At 65.7% G+C, this 21,722-nt stretch carries 12 protein-coding genes; 4 read left to right on the forward strand and 8 right to left on the reverse strand.

Features of this window, described 5'->3' with window-relative positions; all coding sequences use genetic code 11:
• Positions 1 to 96: 96 nt before the first annotated feature.
• Genes BCM27_RS12980 through BCM27_RS12995 form a run of 4 tightly spaced genes read right to left on the reverse strand, consistent with a single transcriptional unit; the run spans position 97 to position 3,265 of the window.
• Entirely contained in the window at positions 97 to 1,368 is a 1,272-nt protein-coding gene (locus BCM27_RS12980; protein WP_004019807.1) for an MSMEG_0569 family flavin-dependent oxidoreductase, read from the reverse strand.
• Entirely contained in the window at positions 1,365 to 1,781 is a 417-nt protein-coding gene (locus BCM27_RS12985; protein WP_004019806.1) for an MSMEG_0570 family nitrogen starvation response protein, read from the reverse strand. The genes BCM27_RS12980 and BCM27_RS12985 overlap by 4 nt, the downstream gene beginning before the upstream one ends.
• The gene (locus tag BCM27_RS12990; protein ID WP_004019805.1) at positions 1,774 to 2,685 is read right to left on the reverse strand and encodes a carbon-nitrogen hydrolase family protein; all 912 of its coding nucleotides are present in this window, start codon (positions 2,683 to 2,685) and stop codon (positions 1,774 to 1,776) included. Before BCM27_RS12990 ends, BCM27_RS12985 begins: the two co-directional genes overlap by 8 nt.
• Before the next feature lie 55 nt (positions 2,686 to 2,740).
• Positions 2,741 to 3,265, reverse strand: coding sequence for an MSMEG_0572/Sll0783 family nitrogen starvation response protein (locus tag BCM27_RS12995; RefSeq protein ID WP_004019804.1), 525 nt, complete (start codon positions 3,263 to 3,265; stop codon positions 2,741 to 2,743).
• Positions 3,266 to 3,814: 549 nt separating this feature from the next.
• Between BCM27_RS12995 and BCM27_RS13000 the strand changes: the two genes are divergently transcribed.
• Positions 3,815 to 4,501 (forward strand): ZIP family metal transporter, encoded by a 687-nt coding sequence (locus tag BCM27_RS13000; RefSeq protein ID WP_004019803.1) that lies wholly within the window; start codon positions 3,815 to 3,817, stop codon positions 4,499 to 4,501.
• Positions 4,502 to 4,572: 71 nt separating this feature from the next.
• Here the strand turns inward: BCM27_RS13000 and BCM27_RS13005 are convergent, their stop codons facing one another.
• Complete coding sequence (locus BCM27_RS13005; RefSeq protein ID WP_004019802.1) at positions 4,573 to 5,688, reverse strand: alpha/beta hydrolase; 1,116 nt, start codon at positions 5,686 to 5,688, stop codon at positions 4,573 to 4,575.
• Positions 5,689 to 5,812: 124 nt separating this feature from the next.
• Here BCM27_RS13005 and BCM27_RS13010 point away from each other — a divergent pair, with 124 nt between their 5' ends.
• From BCM27_RS13010 to BCM27_RS13020, 3 genes are read left to right on the forward strand one after another with little or no spacing between them, the layout of a single operon-like run.
• Positions 5,813 to 7,327, forward strand: coding sequence for a DUF3375 domain-containing protein (locus BCM27_RS13010; protein WP_004019801.1), 1,515 nt, complete (start codon positions 5,813 to 5,815; stop codon positions 7,325 to 7,327).
• A complete protein-coding gene (locus BCM27_RS13015; protein ID WP_004019800.1) occupies positions 7,324 to 8,304 on the forward strand; it encodes a DUF4194 domain-containing protein in 981 nt (326 codons plus the stop codon). The genes BCM27_RS13010 and BCM27_RS13015 overlap by 4 nt, the downstream gene beginning before the upstream one ends.
• On the forward strand, positions 8,301 to 11,645 hold the full coding sequence (locus BCM27_RS13020) for an ATP-binding protein (RefSeq protein WP_004019799.1): 3,345 nt from the start codon (positions 8,301 to 8,303) through the stop codon (positions 11,643 to 11,645). Before BCM27_RS13015 ends, BCM27_RS13020 begins: the two co-directional genes overlap by 4 nt.
• 1,158 nt (positions 11,646 to 12,803) lie before the next feature.
• On the opposite strand, the gene BCM27_RS13025 is transcribed toward BCM27_RS13020, so the two are convergent.
• From BCM27_RS13025 to BCM27_RS13035, 3 genes are read right to left on the reverse strand one after another with little or no spacing between them, the layout of a single operon-like run.
• A complete protein-coding gene (locus tag BCM27_RS13025; RefSeq protein ID WP_033205572.1) occupies positions 12,804 to 13,034 on the reverse strand; it encodes a hypothetical protein in 231 nt (76 codons plus the stop codon).
• A 39-nt stretch (positions 13,035 to 13,073) separates the two neighbouring features.
• The gene (locus BCM27_RS13030) at positions 13,074 to 15,314 is read right to left on the reverse strand and encodes a 3'-5' exonuclease (protein ID WP_004019796.1); all 2,241 of its coding nucleotides are present in this window, start codon (positions 15,312 to 15,314) and stop codon (positions 13,074 to 13,076) included.
• On the reverse strand, positions 15,315 to 21,689 hold the full coding sequence (locus BCM27_RS13035) for a DEAD/DEAH box helicase (protein WP_033205529.1): 6,375 nt from the start codon (positions 21,687 to 21,689) through the stop codon (positions 15,315 to 15,317). It abuts the gene before it with no gap.
• Positions 21,690 to 21,722: the final 33 nt, after the last annotated feature.

A 21,722-nucleotide genomic window follows, 5' to 3' on the forward strand; every position in this document is an offset into this window, starting at 1 on the left:
GTTGAGCCGACACCGAGCGAAGGGAGGCGTCGAGTCGAAGCCACCTGGTGACCCGTCCTCCACAACCCAACCCTCGAAGCCCACAGAACCCCACACCTACTGCGCAACAATCAATTGCGAGCGTCTATCACAAACTGCTTCAACTACGTGCTCAGCCACATACCTCGCATCGCGGTCGATACCAAGGAACCGTCCGGAACCCCAGGTGTGCATCCACGGCAACCCGACGAAGCTGAGCCCGGGCACTTCGGTGATCCCGCGCGTCTGCATGGGCCGGCCACCGCCGTCGAACGCACTGGCCTCGATCCACCGGTAGTCGGGTCGGTAGCCGATGGCCCAGATGATGGAGGTGACACCTTCGGCGGCGAGATCGAGCTCGGTCGGATCGACCTCGGGCGCCCACACCGGTTCGTACCGCGACGCCTCCGGCGCCTCGATGCCCAGCTTCTCGATGTGCCGGTCGATGTCGCCGCAGATCGAGTTGTATACCGCGTCGGCCCGGTCGAGCGCGGCGGTCAGCGTCGACGCGAACCGCAGCGTCGAGTCCTTGCCGTCGGTGAGGACGCCGTAGAGCTTCATGCCCTCCGCTGCGAAGCGTCGAAGGTCGATGTCGCGGCCGCCGTCGCGGCCGGTGACGTAGTGATTCGTCTTCTCCTGTGCAGCGCGCCCGCCGGGGTACTCCTGGGTCGGAGTGTCGTAGAGACCCATGTCGGACAGCCACGTCATGCAGTCGCGTCCGCGATAGAACCGGGCGACTCGCGGCGCGTTACCGATCGCGAGATGCACCTGACGGCCCGCGAGGTGGAGATCCTCGGCGATCTGCGTGCCCGATTGTCCCGACCCGACGACCAGCACGGCACCGTCGGGCAATTGCTCGGGGTTGAAGTACTCCTCGGAGTGCACCTGGTGCACAGCCGGATCGAGCGACGACGCGAACGGCGGCACGACCGGCAGTGGGTATCCACCGGTCGCGATGACCGCCTGATCGCAGGTGAGTGACCGCATCCCGTCGGCGCCTTCGAGAGTCAGCTCGAACCGATCACCGGACAGTCGCTGTAGGCGAGTGACCTTCGTGTGTTCGACGAGCGGCGGTTCGAACGTCTCCAGCCAACCCTTCAACCACTCAACGACCTCGTCACGGGTCATAAACCCGTCCGGGTCCGGACCGTCGTAGGTGTATCCGGGGAGCTTGCAGTGCCAGTTGGGTGTCACGAGGGTGAAGTTGTCCCAGCGCTTGTCGGCCCACGCATGAACCGCGGTGTCGGCTTCGACGACGAGGTGTTCGACGTCCGCCTGCCCGAGGTACCAGCTGACCGAGAGGCCGGCTTGTCCGCCACCGATGACGACGACCGGCACATGTGCGTTCATGAGAGCTCCTCACTGCTGGTTCCACTGCTGGTTGAGCCGGGCCGGCCCCGAGCTTCCGCCCCGTCCCCACTGCTGGTTGAGCCGGGCCGGAGCGAAGCGACGCCCCGAGTCGAAGCCACCTCCGCACCCGGCAACGGCGGGTACATCGACACCACCTCGACCGCAGCGCAATCCGCATGCCGAGCCGCATCGAGGGCGATCTCCTCCGCCGACGCCGCTGCCGACGTGCACACGAAGCCGTACTTGGCCCGGACCCGTGCGCTGGCTTCGTCGAGCGCCGTGGTGGCGCGGGAGCGAAAGTCGTCGACCCGGTAAGTACCTGGCGCGAGGTGGTCGTGCAGTACGAGGCTGGGGGAGTAGTACTGGCGCAGCAGGCCGTCGGGCCAGCGCACCTGGACGGTCATCTCAGGCATGGGCGAGGTCCCGCCATGCGAAGGCCGTCGAGGCAGCGGGATCGGTGTCCGCCTCGACGAGCATCCCGTACACCTCGGGCCGCCGGTCCCGCAGGTGGAACATCCCGGCCCGCATGGCGGTGAAGCTCTCCGCGATGTCCACGTCGGCGACGGCCAGACCGCTGCCGAGAAGCGTTGTGTCGAGGATGTTCCCACCGGGGTCGACGATCTTGGCGTTGCCCACATACCGCAGTGACCCGAAGGTGCCGCTCTGGTTGGCCGCGACCCAGAACACCTGATTCTCCAGGGCACGCGCGGTGTCGAAGAGGTTGAATCGGTAGGTCCAGCGGTCGTCTTGCAGGTTCGCTGCGGTCGCGGTGCGCGCTGCCGGCCAGGCGGACAGGCTCGCGATGATCTCGGCGCCCTTGAGTGCCATGATGCGAGCTGCTTCGGGAAAGGCCTTGTCGTAACAGATCTGGAGGCCGATCCGGCCGACGGGCGTGTCGAAGACGTCGTACCCCGTGCCCGATGAGTACGACATGTTCTCGCCGAGCGGTTGATGCACCTTGCGGTAGCTGCCGTAGATGCGGGTCCCGTCGAGGACGGCGGCCGCGTTGTAGCGGGTCTCACCGTCCTCGCCGAGCTCGCAGAACCCGATCGCCACCACCAGATCTCCGACGATGGACTGCACCCGAGCGATCTCGGGCCCGTCGAGGGAGATCGCCGGCGGCAACGACCGGGTGCTGTTCTTGCGGGTGTCGCCGTGGTTACCCAGGGACGACAGGTATCCGCCGATCGCCGCCTCCGGGAACACCAGGAAGTCGACGCCCCGCGTCCGTGCTTCGGCGACGTACTGTTCGATCGTCGCGTAGTTCTGCTCGAGATCGCGGGTGAAGTTTGCCGCGACGGTTCCGATGGTGGTCATGTGATTCCCGGAGTCGGTGGTCGGAAGATGCTGGAAGGGAGGGTGATTGGTACCGTCAGACCATGTAGGTCGAGTTGATGATCGCGCCCTTGCGTGCGTAGTGGATGAGTGCGTCCTGGACGTCGAGCGGGTGTGCCGGGATGACGCCTTCGATCAGGTCCTCTTCACGTCCGCCGTGCAGCGCGAGGCCGAAGCGGCAGCAGAACACGGTGCCGCCTTCGGAGATGAAGGTCTCGAGCGAGTTGTTGATGTTCTGCTCGCCCGGGAATCCGGAGTCGCCGGTCGTCGGGAATCCCCGTGTGGCAAGGCAATTGATGGCACCGGGTCCGTAGAAGTACATGGCCGATTCGAAGCCCTTGCGGAGCGCGCGAGTAGCCTGCAGAACGGCGACGAACGACACCGACGACTCGTGGGCGATGCCGTGCACGAGCGTGAAGTACGACTCACCGTTCTCGGCCTGGTAGTCCGGGAAGATCTTGGTGCCGCCGTAGATGTTGGAGCCCTTGGGAAGTGAGGGGTGCGGGATCTCCGCCAGCGACGCGGCGATGTTCTCGGTGATGGTTTCGTCGAAAGAAGGCACAAGAACTCCTGGGATGGCGAGACGAGACAGTGTCTGATGGTCGGGCCGCCTGGCGGCTCGACGTGCGAGGGGGGATCGGGCATCATTGCCCTGAGTGGTTCGACCGGAGATCCGGTCTCATCGAGTAGCGATTGCTTGCTACGACACTCAGTTCACTCGCCATCGATTACCGAATGGTTTCCAGCGGAATAAAGAAACCGCGGATTCGCGTAACACGACCCTGGTCGGTCGACCGACACGCGCGGGACGGGCCGGGCAAGAAAATATCCGACGAACCGGTCGGGTCGGGGGTCTGACCGGTTCGTCGGACGAGACCCAGTGTATCCCTCGCCCCGCAGCACGGTCCATCGAGGTATCCGCAATTCTGTGACCTCTTGGATTGCAGATCCTTCATCGCTTCTTGCTCCATGAGGTGTGAGGAACCACCATGTGCTCCCTGAGGTGCGAGGAGCGAAAGCGACGAGCCACGAAGGGCGCCCGCAAGCCACCACCACAACCTCCTGCGCGCCGCGCTCGCCATCGACCGCGACGCGGAGCAACCTTGACGTCATGCTCACTGCAGTTCTCTACGGGCTCGCGACTGCCATACCCATCGCGGTCGGCGCTGCGATCGGTCTGCGCTGGAACCTGCCGAATCCGATCCTGGCGACGCTGATGGCGTTCGGCGCAGGCACGATGATCGCGGCGGTGTCGACCGAACTCTTCGAACCCGCCTTCACCCAAGCCGGTACGGGTGTTGCGGCGGTCGCGCTCTTTTCCGGGACCGCGGTCTACGTCGTCGCCGACCGTCTCGTCGAGACCAAGCTCGGGTCGTCGGCGATCGGTCCCGCACTGATGATCGGTGTCTTCCTTGACGGTGTGCCGGAGAACACCGCGCTCGGCGTCTCGCTGACCGCGGGAGGCTCGCTCGTGCTGGTGGTGGCGATCGCGGTCGGCAACGTCCCGGAAGCGGTGAGCGGCGCGTCGTTGATGCGCCGCGAGCACGACGCCTCGGGCCGCTCGGCGCTCGCGATGTGGACGTTCACCGCCGTCGTCCTGGTTGCCGTCACGGTGGGCGGTTACGCGATGGCGGATGCCATCCCGTCGACCGCGATCAGCGTCGTCCAGGCGTTCGCCGGCGGCGCGACGCTCGGTGTTCTCGCCAATTCACTGATGCCGGAGGCCTACCGCGAAGGCGGGTGGTGGGTCGGCCTGGCAACCGCCGGTGGTTTCCTGCTCGCCTTCGTCCTCGGGTGAGCGTATTGACTGCTCCCTGAGGTGCGAGGAGCGCAAGCGACGAGCCACGAAGGGCGCCCGCAACCCACCCCTCAGTGCGTCTGCGCAGCCTCCGGATCGGCGGCCACGTGCCCGTCGGCCAATTCCGACAGCGCCCGGAACACACGTTTCGACGCCTCGGCCCACGGCATGAGGATGGGGAAGACGTGGAACATGCCGGGTTCTTCGATGGCGTGCGTGGGCACTTCCGATGTTTCGAGCCGTGCCGCGAAGTCGCGTATGCCGTCGCGGAACATCTCGCTGCCGCCCCAGCACACGAACGTCGGCGGGAACCACGACGGATCGGGTTCACCGTTGATCGGCGACACCCGCGCATCGTTCGGCTGGACACCGTGCAGGTACGGCGTGACCGGGATGCTCCACGGGAGGATGTCGTAGGGCGCGTTGTCGGTGATGGACGGGTGGTCGAGGTCGAGGTCGATCTCCGGCGAGAACAGCGCGAGTGCGCCCGGACGCGGCAGGTCGTGGTCCCGAAGGTAGGCCACCAGCGACGCCGCGAGCCCACCACCACCGGAGTCGCCGGCGACGATGATGTGGTCGGGGTCGACGCCGCGTCCCAGGAGTCCGCGATAGACGTCAGCGGCGTCGTGAACGCCTGCGGGGAAGGGGAATTCGGGGGCCATCCGGTAGTCGGCGATGAACACCTCGTGGCCGGAGATCCGCACGAGCGATGACGCGAACGCCGAATACATCATCGGCGAGGTGCCGATGTACCCGCCGCCGTGGAGGTACAGGATCGTGGCGCCGATCTCTTGCTTGTCGTCGCAGTCGTCGACATAGGCGTCCGAGCTGGCCTTGGCACGACACCACAGCCCGGGCACGCCGCCGACGACGTCGTCGGTGAGTTCGACGCCGTCGGTCAGCTCGACGAAGGGCGGCATCACGACGCGGCACACGTCGTCGAGGATCTTCTCCATCGACCGGAACTCCTCGATCGGCAGTCCCATCGAGTAGCCCATGAACGCGCGGATGGTTTGCCGGGTGACCGACTGGCCGAGATTGTCGAGCAGCCCGGACGGGCCCGACCACGGCTTGCGGAACGGCACCCGTGCGAGGCCGTTGACCATGCTCTGCGCGAGTCCGACAACAGTCAGCGCGGTCACCGGCGCCGACGCGGTCTGGACCTCCGGACGATCAGCCATCACCATGCCGCTCAGGGTAACGAGAGTGTCGATGCCCGGCTGGACACGCGACCCACCGGGTGGGGCGGCAGCCGCCAGGCGTGGCAGACTACCCGGGTCCTCTAGTCCCCGAGATCCCCGTGAGGCGGCGATGGAGTTCTCAGCCTTCCCGGCTCCGGTCGAGGCCCCCGGCACGTCGAGCGGTTCCGAGTCCGCGCAGGTCACGCTGACCGACGCGTGGGAATCGAACCGCTCGATCCAGAAGTCGGCGGTGGGACGACTCTTCGCGGCCACCAACTCGGCCCTCTACGTCACCTTGATGGAACGGCACCTCGACTACGGCGCCAAACTGTCCGAGACCGAGCTGACGGTGCGCCTGGACCGCGACCTCGCCGACCTCGACCTCACCGATCAGGCCACCGGCCTCGAACTGGTCAAACTCTGGGCCCGGCAGGGCTGGCTGCACCGCGTCACCGACACCACCGACCCGCACGCCCCCAACCTGTGCCATCTCACCAGCGAGGCGCGGTCGGTCCTGGACTTCATGCGGCGTCAGCGTCGCGAGGATTCGATCGCCACCGGCGGATCCATCACCGGCATCGCCGCCGAGCTCCGACGCGTCGCCGGTCAGGTCAGCAACGATCCCGACCAGATCCGCTCGGAGATCGAGGCGCAGATGTCCGACCTCGACGCCGAACTCGCCGACCTCGACGCCGGCCGACGCCCCCCGGTCGACCTGCGCGTCGCCGAGGACGCCGCCCGCACCATCGGCTACCAGATGGAGCAGATCATCTCCGACATCGGCCAGTACGGCACGATGCTCGACCGCATCACCACCGCGCTGCTCGACGACCCCGGCGACTCCGACCTCGCCTACCGCGACCGCCAGCGCCAGCTCTTCGACGACTACGAGGCGCTCCTCGACTCGCCGCAGTCCGCGTCGTACCAGGCGTTCTCCCACCTGATCCAGGATCCGGAGCGTCGTGCCCGCCTGAAGTCCGACATCGAGACCATCATCGACAGCTTCCCGGGCATGGACGCGGGCCTGCGGTCGGTGATGGACAACTTCTTCGGTCTGGTGACCCAGCAGATGGCGGAGGTCGGCCGCACTCGACAGCGGTGTGCACGCCGTATCCGACGCTTCGTCGCGTCCGGGACGCTCGAGCAGAGCCGCGGACTCGCCCGTCAGCTCAACGACGCCCTGGCCACCGCCAACGAACTGCTCAAAACGTCACTCGCCGATCGTCGCATCGGCTACGAGCTACCCCTGGCCGCGCCGACGGTGAACTCGATCGGCCGACTCGCCTTCGAGATCCGCGAACACGTCCCGCCCGCACCCGCGCTCCCGGCTGCCGTCGACGCCGACCTCACCTCGTTCGCCTCGCTGTCGGGTCAGGTCGACACCACCGAACTCACGGACACGGTGAATGCCGCGGTCGCCACCGGACCGGTCGCCCTCGCCGACGTGATCGAAGGACTCGAGGAGCCGTACCTCGCACACGTCATCGTCCTGTGGTCGTGGGCCTCGAAACAGCAAGCGGCAGGGGAGAAGGTACCGATGACCACCGTCCGCTTCCGGTCCCTCATCGGCGACGACCACGCCATCGAAGTGCCCGACCTGACCTTCACCGAACCGATTCCGACTGCGGAGGTCGACGCCGAATGACATCTTTGCCCCCTGAGTTGGACGCTGACTCCTCGCTCCCTGAGGTGCGAGCGGACGACCCTCTGCCCCCTGAGGTGCGAGCGCAGCGAGCCACGAAGGGCGACCCTGAGGTGCGAGCGGACGACGCCCAATCTCCGCTCCCTGAGGTGCGAGCGGACGACCCTCTGTCCCCTGAGGTGCGAGCGAAGCGAGCCACGAAGGGCGCCCCCACCCCCGACGAATTCGCCGGCTTCGACGACCTACCCACCGTCGCGAACCGCGCGGCGACCCACACGCCGAACGCCCCGCGCTTCGACGGCGACGTCAGCGAGCTGCCCGACCGCGCGTGCTGGGCACTGCAGAACCTGTTGACCCGCCGCTACATCAGCGGTGACCGGCAGCCACAGCTGTGGTCGTGGGTCGCCGAATACCAGGACGTGCTGCGCGGCCGCCTCTCCGAACTCGACCTCCGGCTCCGCATCGTCGACGAACTGCAGGTCGCCTTCGTCGAGCAGGCGGGCTACGACTCCCGCTGGGGCCGAAAGATCCTCAAGCGCGAGACGATTCATACCTACGACGCCATCCTGGCGTTGCACCTGGCCAAGTACGTGCGCGCCGCTCGCGACGAGCCGGTGCTGATCACCCGCGAAGAGATCCACGAGCTCTTCGCCGGCGTCACCAACACCATCGACCGCGACCTCGCGCTCTTCGACAAGCGCATCGAACGCGCCCTCGACAAGATGGAGGAGCTCGAGTTCCTGCGCAAGCAGCGCGACGACGCCGACACCTTCGTCGTCAGCCCGGTGATCTCCGCGGTGATGACGGCATCGGTGATCACCGATCTGCAACGGCAATTCGAGCAGTTCATCGGGTCCGGTGACACCGGGGAAGTGCCCCCGGAGGACCTCGCCGACGAACCTGCGGACCGCGACGACGACGCAGCCGACCTCGACGGAGACAACGCCTACGGCGAGAACGACGAAGGAGACGACTGGTGAGCGGGCAGGTCGACCAGTACCACCTGTCCCGGTTGCAGCTGATCAACTGGGGCGTGTTCGACGGGTATCACTCGATCCCGTTCAGTCCCAACGGTTCTCTGATCACCGGGTCGTCGGGTAGCGGTAAGTCGTCGTTGCTCGACGCCATCTCGCTGGCGTTCCTGCCAGATCATCGACGCAACTTCAACGCCTCGGGTGATGCGACGGCGGCCGGATCCTCCAGCGGCAAGCGCACGGTCGGCAAGTACGTGCGCGGCGCATGGGGTGAACGGCGCGACGGCACCAACGCCCACCGCGAGATCATGTACCTGCGCGGCACCGGCCCGGCGTGGGCGGCCATCTCGGTCACCTACACCTCCAGCTCCGGCGAGGCCATCACCGGCCTGGTGCTGAAATGGCTTGCCGCCGGCAAGATGACCGACGCGCACAGCTCGTACTTCATCTACGACGGCGACGCCGACATCGTCGAGGTTTGCAACGAGTGGGCCGCCAGCAACTACAACTCGGCGAAGTTCCGCGACCGCGGCTGGCGCGGCGGACCCGGCGAGGGGAAGTACCTCTCGACGCTGTACTCGCTCATCGGCATCCGTGGCTCCGACGCCGCGCAGCAGCTGCTCGGAAAGGCCAAGTCGCTCAAAAGCGTCGGCGGTCTCGCGCAGTTCGTGCGGGAGTTCATGCTCGACGCCCCGACCAGCATCGTCGGGATCGCCGACGCCCTCGACCAGATCGACCCGCTCGTCGAAGCGCGCGAACTGCTCGACGTCGCGCGCCGCAAGCGCACCATCCTCGGCAACATCGAGGAGGTGCACGAGCGGTACGCGGGGGAGGCGGCCACCTTCTCCGTCCTCGACACCATCGACAACACCACCATCCGCAGTTACGTCAACAACCTGCGGATCCACAACGCGCAGCCCGAGGTCGCCGACCTCGACGACCAGATCACCCGCCTCGACGGCGATCTCGCCGCCTTGACCACCCAGCACGACCAGCTCCGCCAGGACCACAGCCTGCTGCTGTCCCGGATCGCGACCTCCACCGGCGACCTCGCCCCGTTGCGCGAACAGCTCGGCGGCGCACAGAAACTCAGTACCGAGGTCACCGCAAGACGCAACGCCTATGAGGACAAGGTCTCCGCGCTCGGCTTCACCCCGCCCACCCGGGCCGAGGGCTTCTGGCTGCTCCGCGAGGAACTCACCGAGGAGGCCGCGAAGATCGACGGCCAGCTCGACGCCGGACGCGCGCACTATGCCGAGGCGCTAGCCAGTGAGGTCGCCGCGCGCACTCGCCGCGACGCCGCCCAGGAAGAACTCGGCCGCGTCGAGAACGCCGGCTCCGCGCTACCGCGCACCGAACACGAGATGCGCCGGGTCATCGCACACGCGCTGCAGATCGACGAGTCCGAGCTGCGCTACGTCGCCGAACTCGTTGAACTCGACCCCGACGAAGAGCGCTGGCGATTGGCCGTCGAGAAGGTCCTGCGGAACGTCGGCCTGCGCCTGCTGGTGCCAGACAAGCACTTCCGTGCCGCCCTGCGCTTCGTGAACTCGCACGACATGCGCGGCCGGATCCAGCTGCACCAGGCTGAGACCCGCTCCATGCCCGTCGTCGAGCCGGGCACTCTGGCGTCGAAGCTCCGTCCCGTCGATGCGTCGCACCCGTGTGCAGCCGAGGCGATGACGGTCCTGTCGAAGCTGGGCAACCACATGTGCGTGGACAGTCCCGGCGAGTTCTCCCAATACGCCAAGGCCGTCACCGAACATGGCCTGCGCAAGGATTCGGCGAAGCTCGCAGTGAAAGACGACCGCCATCAGCTGCGCCGGTCGCAGTACATCTTCGTCGGCGACGTCGCGTCGAAGATCGCGGCGCTGCGCGACGAACTCGAGTACGAGGAGCGGGCATTCGAGGATGCCCGCCAGGATTGCGCGGAGCTCGACCGGGAGCGCAGCGCCAAGGAACGACGCCGCGACGCGTATCGCCGTGTGTGCGAGCAGTTCACGCAATGGAACGAGATCGATGTCGACTCCGTGGATGACCGGGTCGACCAGCTCACCGATCAGTACGACCTGCTGATCGAGGAGAACCCCGACGTCGAGGCATTGCAGCGCAAGGCCGAAGACCTGTGGGAGCAGGTGCGCAACGCGATTTCGCAGGCCGCGCTGGTCAAGGACAAGATCGCCCGGCAGGACTCCCGCCGCACCCAGCTCCTCGACCTCATCGACCGGTTGAAGCCCGAAGACGTTCCTGCACAGGCGGAGAAGACCCTCGACGGCTTCCGTGAAGACCTTTCGGCGACCCTCGACGTGCTCAACCCAGAGCCGTACCGCCAGGAGATCGTCAAGGCCGCGAGCCGCGAGCGCGACCGAATGCGGTCGGATGCCCGACGCTCCCGCGACGAGCTGGCCCGCATCCTCGACACCTACGACGAGGAGTTCCCCGACGCCATTCCCAATGACAGCGACGACTTCGACGAACGTCTCCACGACTACGTCGCCGTCTGCCGCCGCATCGACGAGCGCGAGCTGCCCGCCGCCTACGAGCGGATGCGCCGTCTCATCACCGAGCAGGCGCCGGGCGCGATCCTGGGTCTGCACATGGCCGCCGACGCCGAGGAACGACGCATCGTCGAGCAGATCGAGCGCGTCAACACCGGTCTCGGTGCGGTGGCCTTCAACCGCGGCACCCGCCTGCGTCTGCGTCCAGGGCGCAAGAAGCTCGCCGCGGTCGAAGAACTGACCGAGAAAGCCCGACAGATCTCCAATCGTGCGACCGCGGTCAGCTTCGGCGATGAGCAGGCCATCCTCGAGCAGTACTCCGACATCCTGCTGCTGCGCGAACGCCTCGCCGGCAACACCCCGGAGGACCGCCAGTGGACGCGCGACGCCCTCGATGTGCGCAACCGCTTCGACTTCTACTGCGAGGAGCACGACGCCGAGTCGGGGGAGACCATCCGCACCTACTCCAACGCCGGGGACAACTCCGGTGGCGAGCAGGAGAAGCTGATGGCCTTCTGCCTCGCCGGCGCGCTGAGCTTCAACCTCGCCAGCCCCCACGGCAACGACAACCGGCCGATCTTCGCCCAGTTGATGCTCGACGAGGCGTTCTCCAAGTCCGACCCGCAGTTCGCCCAGCAAGCGCTCTCGGCGTTCCGCAAGTTCGGGTTCCAGCTGATCATCGTCGCCACGGTGCAGAACACCAGCACGATCCAGCCTTACGTCGACAACGTCGTGATGGTGTCGAAGACGGAGGCGGGACCTGAGTTGCGGCCGGTTGCTACCGCTACATCGACGGGGATCAAGGCGTTCTCGGAGTTGAGGCGGTCTGGCAGTCAGTTGCCGGTGTGAGCTTGCAATCAGTCTTGCGTAGTCGTTGTAGTAGTCGTCGCATCTCGCGAAACACGGGGTGGTCGCCGTGTCCGTTGCCGGCAGGGCAGCATCCGCGGGCGGGTATCTAACCGACGTAGTTGAAGGACAGCGCGCACACAGATAGCAGTGCTTCGAGCTGCGGTTCGTCTGCACCGTCTGTCGCTGTGCGTTCGGAAAGTCCGCGCAGAAATCCATCTAGCTGTTCGGTCGCGACCTCCGTATAGTTCTCGCGTCCTTCTTGGAGCGCCAAGGACGGAATGAAAAACCGCTTGTCGAGCCGCCGCAGTTCGCGTAGTCGTTGAGCCGGGATACCAGGTTTTCGCGGACGGCCGCGATCTGAAAGACTCGATATCTCGTCTGACGGAAGCGTAGGCAAATCAGGTCCAACTTCCTGGCGTCGCACTGCTGCTAGAGCATCGCGCAGCTGAATGCGGGTTGCCTCTCCGCGCGGTCCTGGTCCGTCAGGCGGGAGGATGAAGATGCTGGGCATATCGGGGGATCCACAGCCCGCCATCTTCTTCCAGAAAGATCTCCAGGCCCAATGTTGAAGGGCTACGGGTGACGTGAGCGTAGCTGTCTTTTGCATGACTCCAGGAGACAAATGGTCCAAGAGGTCACGGGCGAGACACACGTATGTCCAATTGCCGAACCAGCGGCCTTCGGACCGCACGTACGCCAGGTCGGCCCGTCGCTCGGGACCCAGCCAACCGGAGGTCAGAAGGTCCCCGCGCCAGGGCGGCCGAGGGAACACGTAGTACACCGGGAGACCTGATGCGCAGTACCTTCGCAACTGGCCGACGTCGATAATCGTCCTATGAGTTTCGTCGGCCTGAAGCTCTGGCACTTTCGTCTCAAGTAGGACTGCTTTGCCAGGAAGTGTCCCTAGATCTTCGACATGGATGTCCTCGCCGGAGGTCGGCCACCAAAGACCCCCCATCGGGAATCGATGGCTGATGTACATGCTTGACCAGTGCTCGAACGTCTTCTCTGGCAGAGAGCGAACCATGCCGGAAATGATAGGTGCTAGCGCAGGTTAGGGCTGCAACTCTGTGACGGACTCGCTCGCACAAGTGCTGACCCCAACATGCAGATGAGCATCAAGTATGGATTGTCATAGGCACTACCGGCTATCCGCGGTCATATGAGGTCGCGGCGAATGATCTCCACCAGCTTCTGTGCCGTCTCTGCGTCCAGTTCGATAACCTGGCTCGGCTTAGGCCCCGATTTCCGCATGTCAGACCCGTATGTCGTGATCTTGAGAATCTTTCCTCGATCGGGGTCGTCCACGACGACGTACGTTCCGTCGACTTCCGACTGTGGCGGCCGACCGCCGCCCTTCCCACGCTCCAGCGATCTGATGAGTGCCATTCGCATCCTTCGTTCTTGTTCGTAGCTGCTCGGAGCTCCCTATACGGCGTTTGCGGCGAGCAACTCCGACCGCGTCCCGCTCCAGGTCACCACAAGCTCATCCCGCGCTCTCGACGCTGCGACGTACAGAAGCGACCGCTCGCGCAGCAACGCCTCTGCCTTCTCTTCTTCTGGAACCGAACGGAGTGTCGCCGCCGACGGCACGTGCCCGGCGTCGACGCCGGCGAGGACCACCCGTGAAAATTCCATGCCCTTCGATCGGTGCATCGTCAGCACCTGCACGTACCCAGAGGACGCGGGGTTGCTGTCCAGCGCGCGCGCCTCAACTCCTCGTTCGCCAAGTGCGCGTACAAACTGACTCCGGTCGTTCTGCCCTCGTGTCAGCACGGCAATCGTGGATTTGTCTACGCCCTCGTCGATCCACGCCTGTACAAGTTCGGCAACCCTGTCGAGTTCGTCTCCAGCAGAACTACATTCGACGAGGCGCGGATTGGGCCCCAACCGTGCGGACCTGTACTCATCTGTCGACTCCTCGCCCTGTTCGAGATCCTTGTACTCGGCCCCTGACAGGATGCTGACCGCGAAGTGCAGGTTCTGGGCCGTCGTGCGATAGTTCAGTGTCAGTCGCCGCGCCCGGCCAACGATCTTGATTCCGAACTTTGACAGGACGACCGGTTGGCCGTAGATCCGCTGGTGCGAGTCCTCGGCGATGAAGAGGTCATTGCGACCTTCCGCGACTAATGCTCGCAAGAGAGCCCAGTGGGCCGCATGGAGATCCTGGGCCTCGTCTACAAGCACATGGTCAGCGACGAAACCGTGCTCCGACTCGGCGCGGAGTCGAAGGTGCTCGGCAGCCACGGAGAGGACCTCCGGGAAGCTGAGGCTGCCATCGACTCGCTCCTGACGGCGGAATGCTTCGACCAACTTCCACACGGCGATACGCTGTGGCCGGCTCAGCCTCACGCCGCGTCCAGGGCGAGGAACCTTCGCGTACTGTTCGAGTGTTGTCGTCCGATTCGCCAGAACGACCGACACGTACTCGTTTTCGAGGAAGCCGGGTGTCGCGAGTTTGGTATCTAGCCCGCTACTGACGGACTGCACCACATCGCGCCAGACCTTGTCGGAGTTCGTCCGGTTGTGTGTCAACTCTGCACCTCGGTAGCCGAGGACGCGTTCAGCAGCGCCCGCGATGTCACCGGCGTGACTGAGGACCGAGTTTCCGAGCGCGTCGATACCGCTCACGTAGACGCCGCGCTCGCCAAGTCGTTCGGCGAGAACGACTTTGGGGTCAAGCGTCTTGAGTGCGGCTTTGAGGTCCGCAGCGAGAGTTCTGTTGTAGGTCGTCAGGACAATACGCGCGTCCGGGTTGAGGTTCGCAAGATGTCGTGCGCGATGAATCGCCACGACGGTCTTCCCCGTGCCTGCACCGCCTGACAAGCGAAACGGCCCGCTGAAGTCTTTCGCGACGTACTTCCGCTGTTCGGGGTGCAAGAAGGTGCGCCACGCCGCAAAGTCGCCACCTTCGATGATCCGGCGGAGCTCCTCGTCATCCTCGACGAACGTGAACTGCATCTTGGAGGCCGGTTGTTCGAGCGCTTTGAGGATCTTCTGGTCCTCATCAAGGTCGCTATCAACATCGGTCTCGGTGAAGCCGTGCTTCTCGCGAATGGTGTCGATATGTAGACCAGTTGCCAAGTCGAGGAGGGCGCTGCCCTGCCACCCGACCGCGTTGGCCGCGATATCCACCAGGACGTCTTCGCTCGACGCAGCGAGGGCCCGTTCCGCCAGCTCGGAATCCAGACCAAGTCGTTCGGTGAGATCCGAGAGACTGAACCGCTCAGCGAGGTAAGGCTTCGCCTCCGCTCGCACAGCGCGGTCAAGCTCGCCTTTCGGGTCCGGAACAACCGTGCGCTTCTTACGATCGTCCTCGCCGTCGAGTTCCCCGATGATCCCTTCTAGGACTCCGTTGATGGGGTTGACTCGAAGCTGCGATCGCTCAGCCAGCTTGTTTGCGTCATCGTGTGGCCACGTCCCCATGTAGATGAATGTGGGGTCGTCGCCAAGCTTGTCGTCAACTTTAAATAGGATCGCCCGAAAGTTGAGATCGACTCGTCCGGTGCGCACCCGAGGGTCGATGGCTCCGTTGAGGGGTTCGATGTGAAGGCCAGGGGCGGTGTGATCCGCTGAGAGCTTCTCGATGAAGGCCCAGACCTTATCCTTGATGGTCTTGTCGAGCTTCTTCATCGCCTTCGTGTTCGACGCTATGACCAAGTTCGCCATCTACGACACCCCATTCCTTATCGCGGTAGCGATCGTTTCAGCATCCGGCGGGAACATCGTCCACCCCGCATCCGACATCGTATGAGTCGTCTCATCGTCGGGATCGAGCAAAACGCCGATGCCGCGGTCGGCCCATGCAAAGTCCACCACGTTCCCGTCGGCAGTCTCGTAGCCAAGCTCCGGCACTGGGACGTTCGCCGCTGCCAGGGCTAGCACCAGCTGTTTCTCCGCATCGGACACGGTGGCGTCGAAGAGAACACGCCAGTCGTGAGTCAAGTCAGTCGAGGTGGGTGCCGAGGTAGGCGCCGCGTCGTTCTGGCTCAGCAGGCTTCTCGTGGTGATCCGATGGTTTCGGCTCAGGCCCAGCCAGTTGGATAGCCGGAGCCATTCTTTCCAAGCATGCCCGTCGAGGACCTCGAGCCGATCGTCTCGGTCGTCGAGCGCTAGGACGGCGTTCGTGGTGCGAGTGCTGGGCCGCATCGTAGCCGCAGCGACCAGTGGTCCGTCGATGTATGACCAGCACATATCGAGGCCGTCGCCAAAGTGCGGAGTCTTGCCGTCCAGGAGGTCGAGAGCTCGGGCACCGACGGAATCACCGTCTCCCTTAGCTCGTGTGCCGCCGCCGACGAACATCATCGGTACCCACCTGCTCACCTGCTCCCAGGCGTCGAGATCAGGGTCCGTGAGGAACGACAGGAGGGTCGTGATTGGGTCGGCGGACAGCAGTTTGACGACGGCGGGCCGGAGGTTGCCGGCGGCCATGATTTTCGACGCGGCCTGCTCGGTGAACCACGACGGTACTGGCGCTGACTTGTCCTTAAAGCGCTGGAGGTCTTCATGTCCGAACGACCAGACAAGATGACCGCTGTCGCGTAGGACGGCTCGCTTGGCGGCGTCGTCGGCTACACGATTGCAGCCTGACATGGCGTGAAACCGGCGGCCGTCGGCGAATATAGCGATTCGGGGAATCTCGGGATCGGTTGTAGCAAGCTCGAAGTCGGGCTTGGACTTGACCATATGAACCTGCGGGGTGAGCTTCCAGGTGCGAATCTTCCTCCCAGGGAGCACGATCGTTGCAGAAGGTCCGTAGGTACCAGGTGTTTCTTTGACGGTCGCACCCATTGCGCGTAGACGTTCGATGAAGGCGACGTAGAACTCCTTCTCAAGTGGCGACTCCTCGCTGCCGATTGGCCTCGATGGTGCCGACTCGGTCACGTCCGCAATCCATGTCTCCCGATTAGGTTCTGCGTCGCCGTCCACGGCGAGGAGATCGTCGAGGATGCGCACTGCGGTCTTCCGAGACACCTTGTCGAGGTCATGCGGCGGAGCGAACGGCAAGAGGCACTTGTGGCAGGCCAACCGATCATGCTCCGCGCAGTCGCAGTGACGGACGACTGTTCGCGCAGCGTCCAGCACTGCCCAGACTTTCGCGGGGTCCGCAAATTCGGCCAGGTAACCGGTGCCGCCCGGGACGGTGTCGTGAATCAGTAAGGCGCGTTGGCTAGGTGCGTGGAGGGCATCGGGGATCGTGGCCACATCAAGGTGCTCGGGCGAACCTCCGATGACCTGGCGTAGTCCCAAAAGAATCGCGGCGCTGAGGCTGGGGTGGGCGAATGGGTCATACTCCAGCGCCTGTGGCAGATGAAGTAAAACACCCTGTGTGCGCAGCGTGCGGGCCAGGGCGATCTCTCGAACATGTTCGGTTGCCGCGTTTCGGTAACGACACCAACTGCGGTGCTCGTAGCGGCTATTGCGCCCAGCGGCACGGTCGAGCTGTCCGCACGACGAGCACACGCGAAACAGTCCGGTTGTAGTTTCCTGTCCGGCGATCGTTCGGGTACCCCCCTGAGAGGTTCGGCGGCCCATATTGAGCCAGCGAACATCTATGCGGCGCAGGTACTCGGCACCGAACTCGAGTTCGCCGACGAACCACGCGCGATCGACATTGACCTGGTCGATGTCCGCAGCGGTGACGACGGTGAACGACTCCTTGTGCCGCTCATCGCGCGAATCATTGATCGAGGCTTCGTCGCGGCGCACTTCCGCGGAGACGCGAGCCATCTCAACAACCTGTAGCTGCTGGCTTACGTCGGCGATGGCTGAGGTCTCGCAACGCGGGCACGCCGTCACCGACGGTGGTTCCTCACCGGCGAGAGTTATTCCCGCCCAACCGCACTGCGGGCATAGGCGCCAGGTGTGGATGTTGGATTCGCCGGCGCCGAGATCGACGGCATCGATCCGGGCCGCCAGGCCCTGCGCGTAGAAAGTGGCGCCGGGAGCCAGTTCTGTCAGCGCCACGCGGGAGCCGCGCTGGTAGCTCGTGGCCTCGCCCATGTACTGATTGGTGTCGGGATCAATCCAAGTGACTCCCACATCGAGGGTGACCGAATCATCGAGCAGCGTGTAGTTGGGGAGAACGCCGTAGCGTTCGAGGACGCTGATCCAGTAATCGTCGGTGAGGTCGTGAATTTGGCCGCCTAGCAGTCGCAGTGATCCCTTCGCAGTTCGCAGATCTCGCAAGTCGTCGTCCGTGGCGGCAGGCGACGATGCCCGGCGCTCGAACTCTGGCATCTCAGCTTCGACGGCTGCGCGGCGGGCGGTGAGTTCGGTGAGATCGCGATTCCAGCGATGTACAGCCTCTTGGAGATCATCGACGAGTTCGAAAGGCGAGCCATCAGGCCCGGGTGTGGCCCATGCACGCAGAGAACCTCGAGCCTCGTCGTCGAGGACATCATTGAACTGAGCCAGAAAACCGTCGACAAGTGCATCTGCATCGGTGCTCACTGCAGCGAGCAGGTCAGCCATCCAGCTACCGGGATCGAAGCTGACGAGCACGGCGCGGGCGCCTCGGGGAGCGAGGGTATTGGGGTCGCGCGCGAGCCGGTCAATCACGTGCGCGATGTACTGGCGTTGCAAGATCTCCTCAGCGGTGAGGAACGTTGCGGGCGGCCGTACGTCGCCCTGGATCACCGAGGTGGGGTCGTACAGCTTGGGCAGGTGTTCACCGCGACCGCGGACGAAAGCTAGGACCAAAGAGTTGCCGGTGAGACGTCCGGCGCGGCCGACCCGCTGCAAGTACGACGAGACGGTGCGCGGCAGCGACCCGAGCATCACGGTGGACAGGTCGCCGATGTCGATGCCCATCTCCAGCGTGGGGGTGGCGACGAGGACGTTGGGGGCCTGCGGGTCGGCGCCGCCGCGTTTGAACGCGGTCTCGTAGCCGAGCCGCGTCGCGGTGGGCAGCAGGGACGTGTGTTCGCGGGCGACGACGCGTTTCATTTCGGCGGTGTCGTACAGCCGGCGGTAGAAGTTCTGCGCCTTCGGTGCGCGGGCGAGGGTGCCGAGGCAGCGGACGAGCAGGCAGGGCGCGCCGTCGAGTTCGTCGACGACGGTGACGCTGCCGGGCGTCGGGGTCTGGCAGACGCTGCACACCAGCAGGTGCCGGCCGGCGGCGAGGTCGTCGTCGGCGGGAGCGGAGACGATCACGGATGCGGGGGACAGCCCGTAGGCGGTGAGGCCGGCTTCGGTGAGGACGGCCGTCAGTACCCGCTGCTCGGCGAGGACGGAGAAGAGGGAGCGGGCGAGGAAGCTGCCGTCGAACGGCGACACTCCCAGGCACTGTGACGCCCACCGCGCGTACCAGGACGAGGCGGCGGTGATCGCGTCGAATCCCTCGGGGACGGACCGTGATCCGACGGCTGGGAACGCGGGTGCGGGTCGGCCCTTCGGGAAGGCGGGCATGCCCTCACCCTTGGGGCGGGCACCCCACACCCAGCGGCGGTTGGCGTCCTTCTCGACGTACTTGCGCAGCCACGGGTGGTGGATGGCGCCGCGGGTGCGGACGCGTTCGACGGTGCCGCGGACCCAGCGGATGATCGCCGCGGCGTCCGGTGGGGTGAGCGTGAGCTGGTGTTCGGTGGCGTTGAGGGCGGCGCGGCCGAGCCGGACGGGTCGCTCGCTGCCGCCGAGGTCCACTTCGGCGACGGCGCTGCCGGTGAGTTCGAGGGTGCGGCCGAGCCGGGACTGCAGCCCGAACTCCAGGTCGATGTCGAACTCGAGGCGGCGAAACACCTTCGCTGCCGCCTTCTTGCGGGAGGCGGCGGTCGCATCGGGCTTCCAGAACGGGGTGAACTCGTCGTGGTCGACGATGTCGGGGGCGAGGAGGTGGTAGCGGCGGGCCGGGTCGTCACCCGCTCGGGTGATGACGGCCTCGCACAGCTCCGGCAGCGTGAGCGCCCCGTCGCCGATTGCGCTGCGGAGCGTGGAGCGCAGGCTGAGGGTGTGGGAGCGGGCCTGCACGAAGCCGGCGCGGTGCGCGGCGTCCTGCACGCTGTCGGTGAACATCAACGCCTTCTTCTCGTCGGCGTCGAGTCGGGCGTCGCCGAACAGGTTCGACAGGGTCACCGAGAGCTGGGTGGCGACGGCGCTGCCGAGGAAGCGGATGCCGTCGGCGGCACCGCAGGCGGGGCACATGTCGTTCTTGGAGTTCTCCTCGACGTTGTCACCGGTGAGGGTGAGGACGGGGAGGACCTTGCCTTCGAGCTCGTCGGTGCTGTCGGGGTCGGGTGGGGTGTCGGAGATCTCGCGGTCGTCGATGCGGAACCAGCGCAGCCCCTCGATCTCCTCGTCGGGTCGGGTGGCGGCGAGCAATGCCTCGGCGGGCGCGGACAGGAGGGCGCGGAAGCGGGAGGCGCCGGCGGCGTGGTCGGCGCGGATGGAGTCGTCGGTGACGTCGAGGGTGTGGCCGGTGGGGGCGAGGCGGGCACCCCACCCGGAGCGGCCGCAGTGCCGGCAGAACACCGCGGGCAGATGCATGACGTCGCCGTCCTCGTGGACGCCGTCGTCGGACCAGCGGTAGGTGGTGTTGGAGGCGACAGCACGGTCGATGCGGGAGAGTTCCCGAATCCACAGGTGCACATCGACGTTCAACGCATCGCGGCCGGTCTCGGCGCGTAGGTGGGACAGCGCGGCGAACAGGTAGTCGAGGAAGCGTTGCTGCGCGGCCCGGACCCGGCGGGTGTCGCGTTCGGTGGCGGGGACGTCGAACAGGGCATCGGCGAGGTCGGCGAGGGAGATCGCGTCGACGGCGCGGTCGAGGAGCCGAGCCAGTATCGGGTGCGCCTTGAGCAGGTGCAGTTGCTCGACGGGTGTGAGGGAGCGGAGGTCGGTGGGGGTGAGGCGACGATCGGTGTCGAGGTCGTCGGCGGCCGCGAATAGTTCGGTGCGCTCGAACACCTCCGCCCGCTCGAACAGTTCGGCGAGCACGGCGGAGGTGAGGGCAGCGTTGGTGGGTGAGCCGCCGGCGAACTCGTCGAGGCGCCCGGCCGCGTCGACGATGGCCGGGGCGATGGGGCGGTACAGCCGGTCGAGACCGGTGTCGCGGTCGGCGAGCCAAGCGGCGGCGGTGAGGCGGGTTTCGCCGATGACGGCATCGGCGTCGAACTGCTCACCGAAGACGGTGTGCGCGAAGTCGAGCATGGCGGTGGGTTCGGCCTTGGAGCCGAGGGTGGCGGAGGTGGCGACGGGGGTGATGCGGCCGAGGGGACGGGCGCGGTCCTCGTCGGTGACGGGGGACGTGTCGGTCCAGTGCGCTTTGACGGTGAGGCCGAGGCGGCGAAGCAGCATCGCGACGTCGGTGCCTTGCGCGCCGTCGTAGGTGTGGAACTCGTCGAGGACGGCGTACTTCAGCGAGTCGGCGGAGAGACGCCAGATGTCGGCGCGGTCGGGGTGCAGCAGCAGGTGGTCGAGCATCTTGTAGTTGGTGAGCAGGATGTCCGGGGGAGCGGAATGCATGAGGGAGCGGTCGGTGATGAGCCCCTCGTCAGTGACCTTGGTGCGCCCGCCGGTGGACTGCTCGCCGGTGTAGAGGCCGGCGGAGACACCGGACAGTTCGGGGTGCGCGGCGATGAGGTGGGCTAGGCGTTCGGCCTGGTCATTGGCAAGCGCGTTCATCGGGTAGAGGATGAGTGCCTTCATCCCGGTGACGCCGGCCGCCTTGGCGCGTAGGACGTGGTCGAGGATCGGGTAGAGGAAGGCCTCGGTCTTCCCGGAACCGGTGCCGGTGGTGACGAGCGTCGGCTGGGGGCGCTTGTGGAACTTGGTGGACAGCCGCTCGAATGCGGCGGCCTGATGGCCGTAGGGGGTGAATCCTGTTGGCCACCAGTCCAGGTGCATACCCCAGTTCCCGCCCGCCGGCGCGAAGGGAAGTCGCAGGCGGACGTAGGGACCCTTGAACATGCCGGTGTCTGGGTGGCCGACGAAGTCCGACAAGGCGCCCTGCGCGTCGGGGTCGGTGAGGGCGAACGTGGTTGCGAGGTAGTCGGTGAGGCCCTCGTGCAGGTGGTTAGCCTGTAGCGTTGGTAGAAGCGCGCCCACGATGTGTCTCCAGTCATTGCGTTGACACAGCAG

Origin of the sequence: Gordonia terrae (assembly GCF_001698225.1) — a bacterium.
Lineage (GTDB): Bacteria > Actinomycetota > Actinomycetes > Mycobacteriales > Mycobacteriaceae > Gordonia > Gordonia terrae.

What these genes read in the sequence shown, in the direction of transcription:
- BCM27_RS12980 (WP_004019807.1), bottom strand. Translation starts at nt 1,368, where the DNA reads ATGAACGCACATGTGCCGGTCGTCGTCATCGGTGGCGGACAAGCCGGC.
- BCM27_RS12985 (WP_004019806.1), bottom strand. Translation starts at nt 1,781, where the DNA reads ATGCCTGAGATGACCGTCCAGGTGCGCTGGCCCGACGGCCTGCTGCGC.
- BCM27_RS12990 (WP_004019805.1), bottom strand. Translation starts at nt 2,685, where the DNA reads ATGACCACCATCGGAACCGTCGCGGCAAACTTCACCCGCGATCTCGAG.
- BCM27_RS13000 (WP_004019803.1), top strand. Translation starts at nt 3,815, where the DNA reads ATGCTCACTGCAGTTCTCTACGGGCTCGCGACTGCCATACCCATCGCG.
- BCM27_RS13005 (WP_004019802.1), bottom strand. Translation starts at nt 5,688, where the DNA reads ATGGTGATGGCTGATCGTCCGGAGGTCCAGACCGCGTCGGCGCCGGTG.
- BCM27_RS13010 (WP_004019801.1), top strand. Translation starts at nt 5,813, where the DNA reads ATGGAGTTCTCAGCCTTCCCGGCTCCGGTCGAGGCCCCCGGCACGTCG.
- BCM27_RS13015 (WP_004019800.1), top strand. Translation starts at nt 7,324, where the DNA reads ATGACATCTTTGCCCCCTGAGTTGGACGCTGACTCCTCGCTCCCTGAG.
- BCM27_RS13025 (WP_033205572.1), bottom strand. Translation starts at nt 13,034, where the DNA reads ATGGCACTCATCAGATCGCTGGAGCGTGGGAAGGGCGGCGGTCGGCCG.
- BCM27_RS13030 (WP_004019796.1), bottom strand. Translation starts at nt 15,314, where the DNA reads ATGGCGAACTTGGTCATAGCGTCGAACACGAAGGCGATGAAGAAGCTC.